A 15,170-nucleotide genomic window follows, 5' to 3' on the forward strand; every position below is an offset into this window, starting at 1 on the left:
TCAGGCGCTGCGGGTGGCGACCATTCCCAGGGTGATCAGCCCCAGGACGACCCAGCCGAACCACAGCCAGCCGTTGCTGCCGAGCGCCGCCGTGTACGCCGTCACGGCGACCAGGCCGCCGACGGTGAGCGCTCCCATGGTCTTCGTCGACGTGGAACCGTTCGTGGAACCGGGCATCGCGGCACCCTCCTCGTGGTTCGGCTCCCTCCATGGTGCCCCCGTTCCGCCTTTTTACGGTGCGCACGACGACATCCGCGTCCGTTCTCCAGGGGTCCCGCCGGTCCACGGCCCGGCTTCGCGGACCGACGGGCCGAAGCCGTGGTCACGCGGCGGAAGCCCGCGCACACGCCGCCGGGGGAACACGCCCGCCCAAGGCGGCCGGGGAAGCGGTGACGTCAGTTCCCGCGCGCGTTCAGCGAGGCCAGATAGGCGTTGTACGCCTCGAGCTCCTTGTCCCCGTCCCGGTCGGCCGCGCGGTCCTTGCGCTTCGCCTGCCGCTGGTCCGAGGCGTACCACTGGAACAGCAGCGCGATCAGCACCAGTACGGAGGGGACCTCGCTGAACGCCCAGGCGATACCGCCGGCCGCGTTCTGGTCGGACAGCGCGTCGATGCCGAGCGAGCCGGGGGGGTTCTCGAACGTCGTGACCATCGGGGTCGACGCCATCATCAGCGCGATGCCGAAGAACGCGTGGAACGGCATGCCCGCGAACAGCTCCAGCATCCGCATCAGGTGGCCCGGCCGGTGCGGACCCGGGTCCACGCCCATGATCGGCCAGAAGAAGACCAGGCCGACGGCGAGGAAGTGCACCATCATGGCGACGTGCCCGGTGCCGGAGCCCATCAGGTAGTCGAACAGAGGGGTGAAGTACAGGGCGTACAGGCTCGCGATGAACAGGGGGATGGTGAACACCGGGTGGGTGACGATCCGCATGTAGCGGCTGTGCAGCAGCATCAGCAGCAGCTCGCGCGGTCCCCTGCGGCCCCGTCCGGCCGGCGGCAGCGCGCGCAGGGCCAGGGTGACCGGGGCGCCGAGCAGGATCAGGATCGGCGACACCATGCTGATCATCATGTGCTGCACCATGTGCACGCTGAACATGACCATGCCGTAGTCGTTCAGCCTGGTGCACATCATGAGCCCGATGCTCAGCACACCGGTGACGAACGCGACGGTCCGCCCCACCGGCCACTTGTCGCCGCGCCGTACGAGACGGACCACGGCCCAGCCGTACAGCGCCAGCCCCAGCAGGCAGGCGACGAGGAAGAAGGGGTCCGCCGACCAGCCGAGCCCCCGCCCCAGCGTGAACGGCGGCAGATCCATGGTCGTGCCGTGCCCGCCGTGATCCATCCACCGGCTCCCGTTCGTGCAGGTTCTACGCAATCTGTCCGCACCAGGGTAGAACCGCCCCCGGCGACGATCGTCACCGGGGGCGGCAAGCGTCCCGGAGGGGCGCGGGGGAACCGCCGGCCGGCCGCGGACGGCGTGCCGTCAGTGCCTCAGAGAACGCACTCGGCTTCCGCGTAACGCTCCTGCGGCACCGTCTTCAGCGTCTCCACCGCCTCCGCGAGGGACACCGTCACGATGTCCGTGCCCCGCAGCGCGGTCATCCGCCCGAACTCCCCACGGTGCACCGCCTCCACCGCGTGCCACCCGAACCGCGTGGCCAGCACCCGGTCGTACGCCGTGGGCGTCCCGCCCCGCTGCACGTGCCCGAGGATCACCGGCCGCGCCTCCTTGCCGAGCCGCGACTCCAGTTCCAGGGAGAGCTGCCGGGCGATCCCGGCGAACCGCTCGTGGCCGTAGACGTCCTTGCCGCCCTCGTCGAAGTCCATGGTCCCGGCCTTCGGCTTGGCCCCCTCCGCGGCGACCACGATCGCGAACCGCTTGCCGGCCGAGAACCGCTCGCCGACCTTCGCGGTGAGCTCGTCGATGTCGAAGGGCCGCTCGGGCACGACGACGGCGTGCGCGCCGGCCGCCATGCCGGAGTGCAGCGCGATCCAGCCCGTGTGACGGCCCATGACCTCGACGATCAGCACGCGCTGGTGGGACTCGGCGGTGGTCTTCAGCCGGTCCAGCGCCTCGGTGGCCACGCCGACCGCCGTGTCGAAGCCGAAGGTGACGTCGGTGACGGCGATGTCGTTGTCGATGGTCTTCGGCACACCCACTATCGGCAGGCCGTTGTCCGACAGCAGCCGGGCCGCCTTCAGGGTGCCCTCACCGCCGATCGGGATGATCGCGTCGAGACCGAGTTCCCGGACGTGTCCCCTGGCCCGCTCCACGCCGTCCCGCAGGTGCTCGGGGCGGACCCGGGAGGAGCCGAGGACGGTGCCGCCGCGGGCGAGGATGCCGCTCACGGCGTCGAGGTCGAGCTTGAGGTAGTCGCACTCCAGGAGGCCCCTCCACCCGTCCCGGAAGCCGATGACCTCGTCGCCGTGGTCGACGACGGCGCGGTGCACGACGGACCGGATGACGGCGTTCAGGCCGGGGCAGTCGCCGCCGGACGTGAGGACACCAATGCGCATAGCCCGAAACAACCTTCTCGATGAGGGCCGGGACCGGACCGCGCTGTCCGGCTCGATCCCCGCCACCCTAGCGGCTGCGGGGGCCCGGACCGCATCCCGCGTCCGCCTGCTGGACTACTCCGCTCACCTGTGCGGAGCAGGCGCCAGACGGGCCTCCGGGGCCCGTCCGACGCCCTCCGTCCACGGGCTCGGGCAGCCCTCAGGCGGGCTGCTGCGCCGCCGCGATCCGCTCACTGCGCAGTGCCTCGTACCACCGGTCGTCGGTCGGCGGCAGCGCGTTGACGTCGAGCGCCAGCTTCAGCAGCAGGTCCGCGATCTGCGGGTTGCGGGCCAGCACCGGGCCGTGCATGTACGTGCCGAAGACGGTCCCGTTGTACGCGCCCTCCGTGCCGTCCCCGGTGCCGTTGCCGTTGCCGAACCGCACCTGGGCGAGCGGGCGGGCCGTGGGGCCCAGGTGGGTGACGCCCTGGTGGTTCTCGAACCCGGTCAGCGGGGGCAGCCCCAGCTGCGGGTCGACGTCCCCCAGGACGTCGCCCACGCACCGGGCGCCCTCGCCGCGCACCGAGACCACGTCGAGCAGGCCGAGGCCGGGCTCGCGCTGGCCGAGGTCGTTGATGAACTCGTGGCCGAGGATCTGGTAGCCGGCGCACACCGAGAAGACGATCGCGCCGTTCTCCACCGCCCGCTGCAGACCGCCGTCCCGGCGCAGCCGCTCGGCGGCCAGCCGCTGCGGACGGTCCTCGCCGCCGCCGATCAGGTAGATGTCGCCGGAGGTCGGGACCGGCTGGTCGCTGCGCACGTCGAGCCGCGCCACGTCCAGGCCGCGCTGCCGCGCCCGGCGCTCCACGACGAGGACGTTGCCCTGGTCGCCGTAGGTGCTGAGCAGGTCCGGATAGATCCAGACGACCCGCAGCTGGTTGTCGCTCACTTCAAGTCCCCTGAGGTGTCGTGGGTCAGTTGCCGACGCGGCGGCGCAGGTCCTGGAACGCGGTGTAGTTGGCGATGACCTCGATCCGGCCCGGCGGGCACAGCTGCACCGCCTGGTCGAGGTTCTCGCAGACCTGGAACTGCTGGTTCGCGACCTCCAGGCGCACCGCGAGGTCCAGCTTCCGGTCGCCGACGACGCAGATCGGGTGGCCGGTCAGCCGGGTGTAGTCGACGTCCCACAGCCAGGAGGTGTCGGTGCCGTCGGCGGAGCGCGCGTTCACCGAGAGGATCACCGGGGTGGGCGGCGGGTCGATCAGGGAGAACGTCTCCAGCCAGCCCGCGGGGTTCTTGGCGAGCAGCAGACGCAGGTCACGGCCCTCGAACTGGACCACGTCGTAGCGGCCGGCCACGGCCTGCACCTGGTACATGCGCTCCAGGGCGACCTGCGGCGGCACCCCGAAGACGGCGGCGACGGCCGCGGAGGACGCGGCGTTGGCCTTGTTGGCGCGGCCCGGCAGCTGGAGGTGGATCGGCCAGGCGGAGCCGTGCGGGTCGAGCACGTGGTCGCCGGAGAGCGCCCAGCTCGGGGTGGGCCGGCGGAAGCCGCACTCGCCGCAGAACCAGTCGTCGCCCGGGCGCTGCATCACACCGCCGCAGGACGGGCAGGACCAGGCGTCGTCCTTCCACATCTGGCCGGCGGCGACCCAGATCACGTTGGGGGAGGAGGACGCGGCCCACACCACCAGCGGGTCGTCGGCGTTGGCGACGATCACGGCCTTGGTCCCCGCCAGGCCCTCGCGCCAGTTCTCCGCGAGCATCCGGGTCTCGGCGGCCCGGTCGAGCTGGTCGCGGGAGAGGTTGAGCAGGGCGATGCACTTGGGGTCGGTGTCCCGGGCGACGCCCGCCAGGTACTTCTCGTCGACCTCGATGACACCGAACTTCGCGTCCGAGCCGCCGGCCAGCGCCGAGGTGATGCCGGCCGGCATGTTGGCGCCGAGCGCGTTGGAGACGACGGGCCCCGCGGCCCGCAGCGCCTCGGCGATCAGCCGGGTGGTGGTGGTCTTGCCGTTGGTCGCGGAGACCAGGACGCAGTCCAGGTTCTGCGCGAGCCGGGCGAGGAGATCGGGGTCGAGCTTGAGGGCCACCCGGCCGCCGATCACCGAACCGCTGCCGCGCCCGGCGGCGCGGGACGCCGCCGCGACCGCCTTGCCCGCGGTCACGGCCAGCTTGGCCCGCGGCGTGAGCGGGTCCGAGTTGCCTGCCATCAGTTCTCGATCCTCCTTGCGTACGCGCCGCATCTGTGCCTGACGGCCACGTGGTGGGACCTCAGCCTATCGAGATCCGTTCGCACTCCAGAACAGCGGCACCATCATGAGACGGGCGGTGCTGGAAGGACCGTACTCTTGCCGCCATGCGACACGGCTCCATACCCGGCGTCCACGGACGTGTGCGGCCCCTCACCCTGCTGGGCGACCCGGTGCTGCACGCGCCCTGCCGGGAGGTCACCGACTTCGGTCCGGAACTCGTCCGGCTGGTGGACGACCTGTTCGCCACCATGTACGCGGCGCGGGGCGTGGGCCTGGCCGCCAACCAGATCGGCGAACCGCTGCGGGTGTTCGTCTACGACTGCCCGGACGACGAGGACGTCCGTCACCTGGGCCACGTGGTGAACCCGCGGCTGGTCGAGACGGACGGGGTGGTGGTGCGCGGTCCCGAGGGCTGTCTGTCCCTGCCCGGCCTGGAGGCGGGGACGGAGCGGTACGACCATGCCGTGGTCGAGGGCTTCACGGCGACCGGCGAACCGGTCACCGTCCACGGCACCGGGTTCTTCGCCCGGTGTCTGCAGCACGAGTGCGACCACCTGGAGGGCCGGGTCTACGCCGACCGCCTGACCGGGTGGCGGCACCGCAGGCTCATGCGCCGGGCGGGCCGGGCTCCCTGGAACAGGCCGGGGTGAGCGCTCAGAACCCGGGCCCGCCGACCTTGTCGTCCGCGGCGGCCAGCCGCCCCCACAGCAGGTCCGCCAGGCTGCGCACCAGCTCGGCCCGCGAACAGGGCCGCTCGCCGAGCCACCAGTCGCCGGCCGCGTGCATCATGCCGACGATGCCGTGCCCCCACACCCGGGCCAGCTGCCGGCCGCCCGGTCCGAGCTCCAGCCGTTCCCCGATGACCTGGGCCAGCTCCTCGCCCATCCGCCGCAGCAGCGGCGCCGAGTGCTTGCCGACGTCGAAGCCCTGCTCGCTCTGCGACTCCTCCGCCGGGTGCATCAGGAACCGGTACACCTGGGGCCGCGCCTCGATCGCCGAGAGGTAGGTGTCCAGCGTGGCCTCGACCCTCTCGCGCCGGTCCGCCGGGGCGTCCAGGGCGGCCCGCAGCGAGTCCAGCAGGGCGTCGGTGTGCCGCTTGGCCAGGGCGGCGTAGAGTCCCCCCTTGTCGCCGAAGTGCCGGTAGAGGATCGGTTTGGTGATGCCGGCCTCGGCGGCGATCGCGTTCATCGAGGCCTGCGGGCCGTCGCGCAGCACCACCCGGTCGGCGGCCTCCAGCAGCTCGCGCCGGCGTCGGTCGGCGGACCGCTGCTGATCGGTCCGCTGTGTGGTGTTCATGAACTCTCCCCACCCGTGCTGATTCGGTGACGCCTGCGCAAACTAACACTGAGGGCCGTCCGGCCATCGAACGGGATACCGGCCGGCCCCGGGGAGTTGACTTTTCCTACCAGCCGGTAACAGACTCGAGGTTACCGCAAGTAACATGCATGTGTGCCGCTGGAGGGGTCATGGCCGAGTTCACCATGGAGCTCAACGACGAACAGAAGGAGGTGCGGGACTGGCTGCACGGCTTCGCCGCCGATGTGATCCGCCCCGCGGCCGCCGAATGGGACGAGCGTGAGGAGACTCCCTGGCCGGTCATCCAGGAGGCCGCCAAGGTCGGCATCTACTCCCTGGACTTCTACGCCCAGCAGTACTTCGACGCGACCGGCCTCGGCATCCCCATGGCGATGGAGGAGCTGTTCTGGGGCGACGCCGGCATCGCCCTGTCGATCGTCGGCACCGGTCTCGCCGCCGTCGGCGTCCTCGCCAACGGGACCGAGGAGCAGATCGGCACCTGGATCCCCCAGATGTACGGCGACGCCAACGACGTCAAGGTCGCCGCGTTCTGCTCCTCCGAGCCCGACGCCGGCTCCGACGTGGCCTCGATGCGCACCCGCGCGGTGTACGACGAGGCCAAGGACGAGTGGGTGATCAACGGCACCAAGACGTGGGCCACCAACGGCGGCATCGCCAACGTGCACGTCGTGGTCGCGGTCGTCGACCCGGACCTCGGCTCCAAGGGCCACGCCTCCTTCATCATCCCGCCGAACACCCCCGGCTGCTCCCAGGGCCAGAAGTTCAAGAAGCACGGCATCCGCGCCTCGCACACCGCCGAGGTCATCCTGGACAACGTGCGCGTCCCCGGTTCCTGCCTGCTCGGCGGCAAGGAGAAGCTGGACGAGCGCCTCGCCCGCGCCCGCGAGAAGGCCAGGAAAGGCGGCGAGCGCGTCAAGAACGCCGCCATGGCCACCTTCGAGGCGTCCCGCCCCGCCGTCGGCGCCATGGCCGTGGGCACCGCACGCGCGGCCTACGAGGTCGCGCTGGAGTACGCCACCACGCGTGAGCAGTTCGGCCGCCCGATCATCGACAACCAGGGCGTCGCCTTCCAGCTCGCCGACATGCGCACCCAGGTCGACGCCGCCCGCCTCCTGGTGTGGCGCGCCTCCTGGATGGCGGTCAACGGCAAGCCGTTCACGGCCGCCGAGGGCTCGATGTCCAAGCTGTTCGCCAGCGAGACCGCCAAGAAGGTCACCGCCCAGGCGATCCAGATCCTCGGGGGCAACGGCTACACGCGGGAGTACCCGGTCGAGCGGATGCACCGCGACGCCGCGATCTACACCATCTTCGAGGGCACGAGCGAGATCCAGCGCCTGGTGATCGCCCGCACCCTGTCGGGCGTGCCCATCCGCTGAGGCCCGCCGTCCGGACGACCCGGCGGTACGGGCGCCGCCGGGTTACCCCCGCCCCGCTCCCGGGGAAGGCTCGTGGGTGACCGACGCGACGGAGGACGCGATGACACGCACGGCCCGCGACCTGCTGGAGACGATCACCGGGGAACTCGCCCCGGACCCGCGGTCCAACCCGCTGGTCCCCCTCATCGCCCGCGGCGGGGCCGACCGGGCCGTCCTGGCCGCGCTCGCCCTGGAACAGCGCCGGGTGATCCCGGCGGACCGCCGGGCCTTCCTCCACCTGGCGGAGCGGGCCGACCCGGAGCCGGCCGCGTACTTCACCGCCCTGGCCGAGGGGGAGGCCCTGGCGGCGGGACACCTGGAGACCTTCGCGGCCGCGTGCGGCGTGGACGGGGCGCGGGCGGACGCGTACGTCCCCCTGCCGGGCTGCCAGTCCTACCCCGCCTACGTCGCCTGGCTGGCCCTCAACGCGAACCCGCCCGACGCGGTCCTGGCCCTGACCGTCAACTTCTCCGCCTGGGGCGGCTACTGCGCGACGATCGCGAAGGCCCTGCGCACCCACTACGGCTTCGGGGACGACGCCTGCGCCTTCTTCGACTTCTTCGCCGAGCCGTCCCCCGACCTGGACCGCGCGGCCACCGAGGCGGTCCGGACGGCCATGGACGAGGGGCGCCTGGACGAACGGCGGGCACACGAGTACGCCCGTTTGCTCCAGAGCTACGAGGCGATGTTCTGGAGGGCGCTGGCGCGACCCGCCTGAAGGGGCGCGGGGCCGGGCACGACCTGCGGCTCCGCCGCACGGGCGCGACACGCCGCGCACCACCCGCACCCGACTACGGCGCGCCCCCGCTGCTGTGGGCGATGCACGCCACGTCGATCCGGTCGGCGAGCTTCGCGAGCTCGATGGTCAGCGCGGCCACCGTGTCCTCGTCGAGCCCGTCCTCCCCCGCCTCGACCAGCCGGACCCACCGCCCGCCCACCGTACGCAGCAGCTTGCTGACGTCGGCGGCGGCCACCTGCAGGGTCCCGCGGTCGTCGACGATCAGAGGCAGAGTCACTTCGCGGTTCACAGTCGGGATCGTAGCCGCGCGGACATCACGCACCCTGCCAAACCGTGGTGATGTTGCAGAACTCGCGGATTCCGTGCCCGGACAGCTCACGTCCGTAACCCGACCGCTTCACCCCGCCGAACGGGAACGCTGGGTGGGACGCCGTCATCCCGTTCACGTACACGCTGCCGGCCTCCAGGTCCCGCACGAACCGGTCGACCTCGGCCTCGTCGCGGGTCCAGACGTTGGAGCTCAGCCCGAAGTCGGTGTCGTTGGCGATCAGGACCGCCTCGTCGACGTCCGCCGCGCGGTACAGGGTGGCGACCGGACCGAAGGCCTCCTCGCGGTGGATGCGCATCTCCCGGCCGACGCCGGCCAGGACGGTCGGCGGGTAGAACCAGCCGGGCCCGTCGGGGCGCTCGCCGCCGCACAGCACGGTGGCGCCCGCGCGGACGGCGTCCTCGACCAGTTCCTCCAGGTCGGTTCGGCCCCGTTCGCTGGAGAGCGGGCCCACGTCGGTCTCCTCGTCCATCGGGTCGCCGACCCTCAGCGCCTCCATGCCCGCGACGAAGCGCTCGGCGAAGGCGTCGTAGACGTCCGCGTGCACGATGAACCGCTTGGCGGCGATGCAGGACTGCCCCGCGTTCTGCGTCCGCGCGGTGACCGCGACCTCGGCGGCCCGGTCCAGATCGGCGGAGGGCATGACCACGTACGGGTCGCTGCCGCCCAGCTCCAGCACCGTCTTCTTGATCATCTCCCCGGCGGTGGAGGCGACCGCGCGGCCCGCGGGCTCGCTCCCGGTGAGGGTGGCCGCCTTCACCCGCTCGTCCCGCAGGACGTCGTCGACCGCGGCGGAGCCGATGAGCAGGGTCTGGAAGCAGCCCTCGGTGAAGCCCGCGCGGTGGAAGAGGTCCTCGATGTACAGGGCGGTCTGCGGCACGTTCGAGGCGTGCTTGAGCAGTCCCACGTTGCCCGCCATCAGCGCGGGCGCGGCGAACCGCACCACCTGCCACAGCGGGAAGTTCCAGGGCATCACGGCGAGCACCGGGCCCAGCGGCCGGTAGCGCACCAGGACCCGGGAGGCGCCGGAGTCCTTCACGTCGGAGGCGTCGGGTTCCTCGTCGGCGAGGAGCCGCGCCGCGTGATCGGCGTACCAGTGCATCGCCTTGGCGCACTTCGCGGCCTCCGCGCGGGCCTGGGTGATCGGCTTGCCCATCTCCGTGGTGATCACCCGGCCGATGGTGTCCCGGTCCTCGTCGAGGATCTCGGCGGCCCGGTGCATCAGACGCGCGCGCTCCTCGAAGGTGGTCGTCCGGTACGTACGGAACGTGGCCTCCGCGAGCTGGATCCGGTGCCCGATCTCCTCCTCGTCCATGGGGTGGTACGTCTTGACCGTCTCCCCGTTCGCCGGGTTCACCGTGGCGATGTGCATCGCTGACCTCCCTGGGGCGGGCTGTGCCTTCCGACCTTCCCGCGCGGTGGTGGGCGGCGCAACGCGGGAGGTCTCCTCAGAGCGAGTGCTCCGCCAGGCGGTCGAGAAACGCGGTCTGGGCACCGATGATCACCTCGCGGGCCCGGTCCAGGGGGAACCACGCCACCCGGTCCAGCTCCGGGAACTCCCGGATCCGTCCCGACTTCGGCGGCCACTCCATCGCGAAGGTGCCGGGGACGACCGACGCCGGATCGAGGTCCGCCTCCACCGCCCAGGCCGTGACGGTCTTCCCGCCGGACTGCCGGACCTCCCCGAGCGGCAGCGCCTCCCCGTCCGGCGGCTCCAGCCCCAGTTCCTCCCGGAACTCGCGGCGCGCCGCCTCCCGGGCCGGCTCACCGGGGCCGTACTCGCCCTTCGGCACGGTCCACGCCCCCCTGTCCCGCCGGGCGAAGAACGGGCCTCCCATGTGACCGAGCAGCACCTCGACGCCCTGACCGGTGCGCCGGAACAACAGCAGCCCGGCGCTCCGGGCGCCCCTCACGGCCGTACCCCGGGGTGCGCGGCGAGCAGGGTCCCGACCGTGTCCGCCTCCTCGGGGCGCTTGTCCTCGCGGTAGCGGATCACACGGGCGAACCGGAGGGCGACGCCGGCCGGGTAGCGGGTGGAGCGCTGGAGGCCGTCGTAGGCGATCTCCACGACGAGCTCGGGGCGCACCGTCACGACGTGTCCGCTCTCCTCGACCGCCAGCTCCCGCAGCCGTTCGGTCTGCCAGGTCAGCATCGCGTCGGTCAGGCCCTTGAAGGTCTTGCCGAGCATGGCGAAGCCGCCGTCGGCGGTGCGGGCGCCCAGGTGCAGGTTGGAGAGCTTCCCGGTGCGCCGGCCGTGGCCCCACTCGGCGGCCAGCACCACCAGGTCGAGCGTGTGCACGGGCTTGACCTTCAGCCAGGACGCGCCGCGCCGGCCCGCGCTGTAGGGGGCGTCCAGGCCCTTGACCACGACGCCCTCGTGGCCGCGCTCCAGCGTCCCGGCGAGGAACTCCTCGGCCGCGCCCAGGTCCCCGGGCCCCGACACGAGGGTGCGCCGCACCCGCAGGGACTCCGGGACCAGCCGGGCCAGCTCCGCGTGCCGTTCGGCGAAGGGCAGGTCCAGCAGGTCGCGGCCGTCGACGGAGAGCGCGTCGAAGAAGACGGGGGAGACGGGGACCTCCCGGGCGGCCGTCGCCACGTCCACCCGGGAGCCGACCCGTCCGGCGGTCTCCTGGAACGAGCGGGGGCGGCCGTCCGCGGCGAAGGAGACGACCTCCCCGTCCAGGATGAACCGCTCGCCCCGCAACTCCCGCACCGCCGCCGTCACTTCCGGCAGCCGGCTCGTGATGTCGTCGAGGGTGCGGGTGTGCACGCGCACGGTCTGCCCGTCGCGGTGGACCTGGACGCGGATGCCGTCCAGCTTCTCCTCCACCGCGCAGGCCCCCAGCTTCTCCACCGCCTCGGCGACCGAGGAGGCGCTGTGCGCCAGCATCGGCAGCACCGGACGGCCGACGGTGAGCCGGAACCGCTCCAGCGCCCCGGGGCCGTCCGCGAGCAGCGCCTCGGCCACCGACTGGAGCGAGCCGGCCAGCATCACGGCCCGCCGCACGTCCGCCGGGGGCGCCCCGGCCGCCCGCGCCAGTCCTTCGACCGCGACCGCGTCCAGGGCGCCCTGCCGGACCTCGCCGGTGAGCAGCCCGGACAGGAACCGCTGTTCGTCCTCGGTGGACGCGCCCAGCAGCTCGCCGACCAGCCGGGCCCGCTCGGCCTGCGATCCCGGGCCGGACACCTCGCCGAGCGCGGTGAGCAGCGCGTCGACCTCGCGCACCGTCAGCGACGGCTCGGCGGCGGGGGCGACCGGACGGCTCAGCGCCTTCCAGCCGACCCCGATCCTGCCCTGCGGCAGCCGGCCGGCCAGATACGGGATGACGACCGGCACGTCCTCCGCCTCCGCCTCCCGGAACAGCCCGGCGAGCAGATCGATCTTCCGGGACCGCGCCGAGGCGGCGGCGACCTCCTGGGACACACGGGCCAGCCGGGACAGCAGCATGCAGTCATAGTGCTCCGGAGACGGGCGCTCCACACCCCGCCGTCCGGCGCCTACCCGTTCACCGCGGCGTCCAGCCGGGTCATCAGCAGGTCCCCGACGATCGCGGCCGCCGCGCGGTAGCCGCCGCTCGCCGCGTGCACCACCTGCTCGGCGAAGCCGATCGCGTTGCCCGCCGCCCACACCCCGGGGACCGTGGTCAGGCCGGTCGGGTCGATCACCGGGTACGCGCCGAACGGGGTCTCGTTCATCTCGGCGCCCAGCGCCTCCAGCAAGGACGTCCGCGGCACCGGGCGCGGCCCGACGAAGAGCACGGAGCGGGCGTGGACGGTGCCGTCGGCCAGCCGCACCCCGGTGAGCCGGTCGTCCTCGACCACCAGCTCCGCGACCTCGCCGGGCACCACCTCGACCCCGGCGGCGGCCAGTCGGCGCAGGTCCAGGTCGGACAGTTCCTCCTCGGCGACCTCGTGCAGGAAGAAGGTGACGTCCTTCGACCACTGGGACACCATCAGCGCCTGGTGCACGCTCATCGCGCTCGACGCGAGCACGCCGAACGGTTCGTCGCGCACCTCCCAGCCGTGGCAGAACGGGCAGTGCAGCACGTCCCGCCCGAACCGCTCGGCGACCCCGGGGACCGCCGGCATCTCGTCCTTCAGCCCGGTGGCGACGACCAGTCGCCGGGCCCGCACGGCCGGTCCTCCGGCGAGGGCGACGGTGAAGTCCCCGTCCCGGGTGACGTCCGTGACCCGGCCTCGGACGAACTCCACGCCGTAGCGCGCGATCTCCTCCCGGCCCAGCGCCAGGAACTCGGCCGGCGCCATCCCGTCCCGGGACAGATAGCCCTGCATGTGCGACGAGGGCGCGTTGCGCGGTTCGCCCGCGTCGACGACCAGCGTGCGCTGCCGGGCCCGGCCCAGTACCAGCGCGGCGGAGAGCCCCGCCGCCCCGCCGCCGATGACGACCACGTCGTACGTGCCGCTTCCGAATGTCTCGTTCATCTGAGTCCTTTCGTGGATATCCCCGCCTTCAGGCGGGAGTGGGGGTAGCGCCCGCTTGCGGGGGGAAACGGCACCCCTGCGGAGCGGGACGCGGAGCGAGGTTCCGCCGTCAAGGTGGAAAACCGTGCTCTGACCGGCGGATTCGATGCTCACAAATAGCTCTGTTGGTTTGTGGGCATGACCACGAGGTGCGTGAAGCGGGCGTTCAAGTACCGCTTCCCTCCGGCCGATGCGCAGGCGGCCGAGCTGTCGCGCACGTTCGGGTGTGTGCGGAAGGTCCACAACATGGCCCTCGCCGCCCGCACCGAGGCGTGGGCGCGGCGGGAGCGGGTCAACTGCAACCGGACGTCGGCGATGCTGACGGCCTGGAAGGAGACCGAGGAGCTGGCGTTCCTCAACGAGGTCTCCTCGGTCCCGCTCCAGCGGTGCCCGCGCCACCTGCAGACGGCATTCACCCACTTCTTCGGCAAGCGGGCGAAGTACCCGGGGTTCGGGTCGGGGAAGAAGTCCCGCAAGTCCGCCGAGTGCACCACCAGCGGCTTCCGCCACCGGGACGGGCGTCTGACGTTGGCGAAGACGGCACAGCCGCTGGACATCGTGTGGTCCCGGCCGCTGCCCGAGGGGGCGCAGCCGTCCACGGTGACCGTCTCGCAGGACCCGGCCGGGCGCTGGTTCGTGTCCCCGCTGTGCGAGGACCCCACCGTCCAGCCGCTTCCCGCCACTGATACCGCGGTCGGCATCGATGTCGGCCTGGACCACCCGCTGACCCTCTCCACCGGGGAGAAGATCACCGACCCGAGGCACGAGCGCCGCGACCGTGCCCGCCCGGCCAGAGCCCAGCGGGAGCTGTCGCGGAAGGCGAAGGGTCCGGCGAACCGGGCCAGGGCCCGGCGCAGGGTCGCCCGCATCCACGCCCGTATCGCCGACCGCAGGCGCGACGTGCTGCACAAGCCGACCACCCGACTCGTGCGTGGGAACCGAACGCTCGTGATCGAGGACCTGGCCGTACGCACCATGGTCGAGAACCGGAACCTGGCCCGTGCCATCGGTGATGCCGCGTGGTCGCAGTTCCGGAGCATGCCGGAGTACAAGGCCGCCTGGTACGGGCGGGAAGTGATCGCGGTCGACCGCTTCTTTCCCTCCTCCCGGCTGTGCTCCACCTGCGGCGCCCTGCAGGACAGGATGCCGCTGCACATCCGCACCTGGACCTGCGTCTGCGGAGCGACCCACGACCGGGACGTGAACGCGGCACAGAACCTGTTGGCCGTCGGACTGACGGTGTCGGCCTGTGGAGCCGGTGTAAGACCTCAACGGAGAACTCCGGGCGGGCAGTCGGCGGTGAAGCAGGAAACCCCGCGGCGCGAGCCGTAGGAGCCCCCTCCTTCCGGGAGGGGAGGAAGTCAGCGTGACCACCTCCACCACGACAGTCCCCCGGCCGCTGCCGCATTGACAAATGACTTTGCCGAACCTGCAATATCCGTATGACTACGGACGACGTCCTCTCGGAAGTGGGCCCCCGGCTGCGGCGGATCAGGAAGGAGCGGGAGGTGACCCTCGCGGCGCTGTCCGAGGCGACCGGCATCTCCGTGAGCACCCTCTCCCGGCTGGAGTCCGGACTGCGCAGGCCCAGTCTGGAGCTGCTGCTGCCGATCGCGCAGGCCCACCAGGTGCCACTGGACGAGCTGGTCGGCGCGCCGCCGGTCGGCGATCCGCGCATCCGGGCCTCCGAGCCGATCGTGCGCCACGGCCGCACCCACTGGCCGCTCACCCGCCAGCCCGGCGGACTCCAGGCGTACAAGGTGCTGGAGCCGAGGCGGCGGCTCGAACCCGAACCGCGCACCCACGAGGGCTACGAGTGGCTGTACGTGCTGTCCGGGAGACTGCGGCTGGTGCTCGGCGAGCACGACGTGGTGCTGGCGGCGGGGGAGGCGGCCGAGTTCGACACGCGCGTGCCGCACTGGTTCGGGTCGACGGGGGAGGGGCCCGTGGAGTTCCTCAGCCTGTTCGGGCCGCAGGGGGAGCGGATGCACGTACGGGCGCGGCCCAAGCGGGGGTGACGGACGGGACCGTCTTCTTTCCGGCCCTGTCTCACATTCGGTGGTGACGAAGAGTCGTGAGGGTCGTTGACCTCCACGTGAAGGACGTCAACAAGCTTGTGCAGATGGTGTTTTCG

16 protein-coding genes are annotated in these 15,170 nt (G+C 72.2%); 5 read left to right on the top strand and 11 right to left on the bottom strand.

The window, feature by feature from the left end; all coding sequences use genetic code 11:
* The 5 genes from ABTY20_RS16790 to ABTY20_RS16810 form a co-directional block, all read right to left on the bottom strand.
* Nucleotides 1–177 (bottom strand): hypothetical protein, encoded by a 177-nt coding sequence (locus ABTY20_RS16790; RefSeq protein WP_351997756.1) that lies wholly within the window; start codon nt 175–177, stop codon nt 1–3.
* A 218-nt stretch (nt 178–395) separates the two neighbouring features.
* A complete protein-coding gene (locus ABTY20_RS16795) occupies nt 396–1,346 on the bottom strand; it encodes a cytochrome c oxidase assembly protein (protein ID WP_351997757.1) in 951 nt (316 codons plus the stop codon).
* 149 nt (nt 1,347–1,495) lie between these two features.
* Nucleotides 1,496–2,521 carry a 6-phosphofructokinase gene (locus tag ABTY20_RS16800; protein ID WP_351997758.1) on the bottom strand — a complete coding sequence of 342 codons (1,026 nt, stop codon included), beginning with the start codon at nt 2,519–2,521 and terminating at the stop codon, nt 1,496–1,498.
* 199 nt (nt 2,522–2,720) lie between these two features.
* Nucleotides 2,721–3,449, bottom strand: coding sequence for a type 1 glutamine amidotransferase (locus tag ABTY20_RS16805; protein WP_351997759.1), 729 nt, complete (start codon nt 3,447–3,449; stop codon nt 2,721–2,723).
* 25 nt (nt 3,450–3,474) lie between these two features.
* Nucleotides 3,475–4,713, bottom strand: a complete 1,239-nt coding sequence (locus tag ABTY20_RS16810; protein WP_351997760.1) for a Mur ligase family protein — start codon at nt 4,711–4,713, stop codon at nt 3,475–3,477.
* 146 nt (nt 4,714–4,859) lie between these two features.
* On the opposite strand from ABTY20_RS16810, the gene def reads away from it, so the two are divergent.
* Nucleotides 4,860–5,405: a peptide deformylase gene (def, locus tag ABTY20_RS16815; protein ID WP_351997761.1), complete on the top strand. Its 546-nt coding sequence runs from the start codon at nt 4,860–4,862 to the stop codon at nt 5,403–5,405.
* Between the two features lie 4 nt (nt 5,406–5,409).
* Here def and ABTY20_RS16820 read toward each other — a convergent pair whose 3' ends face one another.
* Nucleotides 5,410–6,051 (bottom strand): TetR/AcrR family transcriptional regulator, encoded by a 642-nt coding sequence (locus tag ABTY20_RS16820; protein ID WP_351997762.1) that lies wholly within the window; start codon nt 6,049–6,051, stop codon nt 5,410–5,412.
* Nucleotides 6,052–6,221: 170 nt separating this feature from the next.
* On the opposite strand from ABTY20_RS16820, the gene ABTY20_RS16825 reads away from it, so the two are divergent.
* Nucleotides 6,222–7,448: an acyl-CoA dehydrogenase family protein gene (locus ABTY20_RS16825; protein WP_351997763.1), complete on the top strand. Its 1,227-nt coding sequence runs from the start codon at nt 6,222–6,224 to the stop codon at nt 7,446–7,448.
* Nucleotides 7,449–7,548: 100 nt separating this feature from the next.
* Nucleotides 7,549–8,205 carry a TenA family protein gene (locus tag ABTY20_RS16830; protein WP_351997771.1) on the top strand — a complete coding sequence of 219 codons (657 nt, stop codon included), beginning with the start codon at nt 7,549–7,551 and terminating at the stop codon, nt 8,203–8,205.
* Between the two features lie 73 nt (nt 8,206–8,278).
* Here the strand turns inward: ABTY20_RS16830 and ABTY20_RS16835 are convergent, their stop codons facing one another.
* From ABTY20_RS16835 to ABTY20_RS16855, 5 genes are all read right to left on the bottom strand, one after another.
* Nucleotides 8,279–8,515: a DUF6213 family protein gene (locus tag ABTY20_RS16835; RefSeq protein ID WP_004991175.1), complete on the bottom strand. Its 237-nt coding sequence runs from the start codon at nt 8,513–8,515 to the stop codon at nt 8,279–8,281.
* A gap of 25 nt (nt 8,516–8,540) precedes the next feature.
* Nucleotides 8,541–9,926, bottom strand: coding sequence for an NADP-dependent succinic semialdehyde dehydrogenase (locus ABTY20_RS16840; RefSeq protein WP_351997764.1), 1,386 nt, complete (start codon nt 9,924–9,926; stop codon nt 8,541–8,543).
* 76 nt (nt 9,927–10,002) lie between these two features.
* On the bottom strand, nt 10,003–10,467 hold the full coding sequence (locus tag ABTY20_RS16845; RefSeq protein ID WP_351997765.1) for an NUDIX hydrolase: 465 nt from the start codon (nt 10,465–10,467) through the stop codon (nt 10,003–10,005).
* Nucleotides 10,464–12,002, bottom strand: coding sequence for an ATP-dependent DNA ligase (locus tag ABTY20_RS16850; RefSeq protein WP_351997766.1), 1,539 nt, complete (start codon nt 12,000–12,002; stop codon nt 10,464–10,466). The genes ABTY20_RS16845 and ABTY20_RS16850 overlap by 4 nt, the downstream gene beginning before the upstream one ends.
* Nucleotides 12,003–12,052: 50 nt before the next feature.
* Complete coding sequence (locus ABTY20_RS16855) at nt 12,053–12,997, bottom strand: NAD(P)/FAD-dependent oxidoreductase (RefSeq protein ID WP_351997767.1); 945 nt, start codon at nt 12,995–12,997, stop codon at nt 12,053–12,055.
* A 177-nt stretch (nt 12,998–13,174) separates the two neighbouring features.
* Between ABTY20_RS16855 and ABTY20_RS16860 the strand changes: the two genes are divergently transcribed.
* Nucleotides 13,175–14,368, top strand: coding sequence for an RNA-guided endonuclease InsQ/TnpB family protein (locus tag ABTY20_RS16860; RefSeq protein WP_351997768.1), 1,194 nt, complete (start codon nt 13,175–13,177; stop codon nt 14,366–14,368).
* A gap of 110 nt (nt 14,369–14,478) precedes the next feature.
* Entirely contained in the window at nt 14,479–15,054 is a 576-nt protein-coding gene (locus ABTY20_RS16865) for a helix-turn-helix domain-containing protein (RefSeq protein ID WP_351997769.1), read from the top strand.
* Nucleotides 15,055–15,170: the final 116 nt, after the last annotated feature.

It is taken from the genome of Streptomyces sp. NPDC126497 (assembly GCF_040302425.1).
GTDB lineage: Bacteria > Actinomycetota > Actinomycetes > Streptomycetales > Streptomycetaceae > Streptomyces.

What these genes read in the sequence shown, in the direction of transcription:
- ABTY20_RS16790 (WP_351997756.1), bottom strand. Translation starts at nt 177, where the DNA reads ATGCCCGGTTCCACGAACGGTTCCACGTCGACGAAGACCATGGGAGCG.
- ABTY20_RS16795 (WP_351997757.1), bottom strand. Translation starts at nt 1,346, where the DNA reads ATGGATCACGGCGGGCACGGCACGACCATGGATCTGCCGCCGTTCACG.
- ABTY20_RS16800 (WP_351997758.1), bottom strand. Translation starts at nt 2,521, where the DNA reads ATGCGCATTGGTGTCCTCACGTCCGGCGGCGACTGCCCCGGCCTGAAC.
- ABTY20_RS16810 (WP_351997760.1), bottom strand. Translation starts at nt 4,713, where the DNA reads ATGGCAGGCAACTCGGACCCGCTCACGCCGCGGGCCAAGCTGGCCGTG.
- def (WP_351997761.1), top strand. Translation starts at nt 4,860, where the DNA reads ATGCGACACGGCTCCATACCCGGCGTCCACGGACGTGTGCGGCCCCTC.
- ABTY20_RS16820 (WP_351997762.1), bottom strand. Translation starts at nt 6,051, where the DNA reads ATGAACACCACACAGCGGACCGATCAGCAGCGGTCCGCCGACCGACGC.
- ABTY20_RS16825 (WP_351997763.1), top strand. Translation starts at nt 6,222, where the DNA reads ATGGCCGAGTTCACCATGGAGCTCAACGACGAACAGAAGGAGGTGCGG.
- ABTY20_RS16830 (WP_351997771.1), top strand. Translation starts at nt 7,549, where the DNA reads ATGACACGCACGGCCCGCGACCTGCTGGAGACGATCACCGGGGAACTC.
- ABTY20_RS16840 (WP_351997764.1), bottom strand. Translation starts at nt 9,926, where the DNA reads ATGCACATCGCCACGGTGAACCCGGCGAACGGGGAGACGGTCAAGACG.
- ABTY20_RS16850 (WP_351997766.1), bottom strand. Translation starts at nt 12,002, where the DNA reads ATGCTGCTGTCCCGGCTGGCCCGTGTGTCCCAGGAGGTCGCCGCCGCC.
- ABTY20_RS16855 (WP_351997767.1), bottom strand. Translation starts at nt 12,997, where the DNA reads ATGAACGAGACATTCGGAAGCGGCACGTACGACGTGGTCGTCATCGGC.
- ABTY20_RS16860 (WP_351997768.1), top strand. Translation starts at nt 13,175, where the DNA reads ATGACCACGAGGTGCGTGAAGCGGGCGTTCAAGTACCGCTTCCCTCCG.
- ABTY20_RS16865 (WP_351997769.1), top strand. Translation starts at nt 14,479, where the DNA reads ATGACTACGGACGACGTCCTCTCGGAAGTGGGCCCCCGGCTGCGGCGG.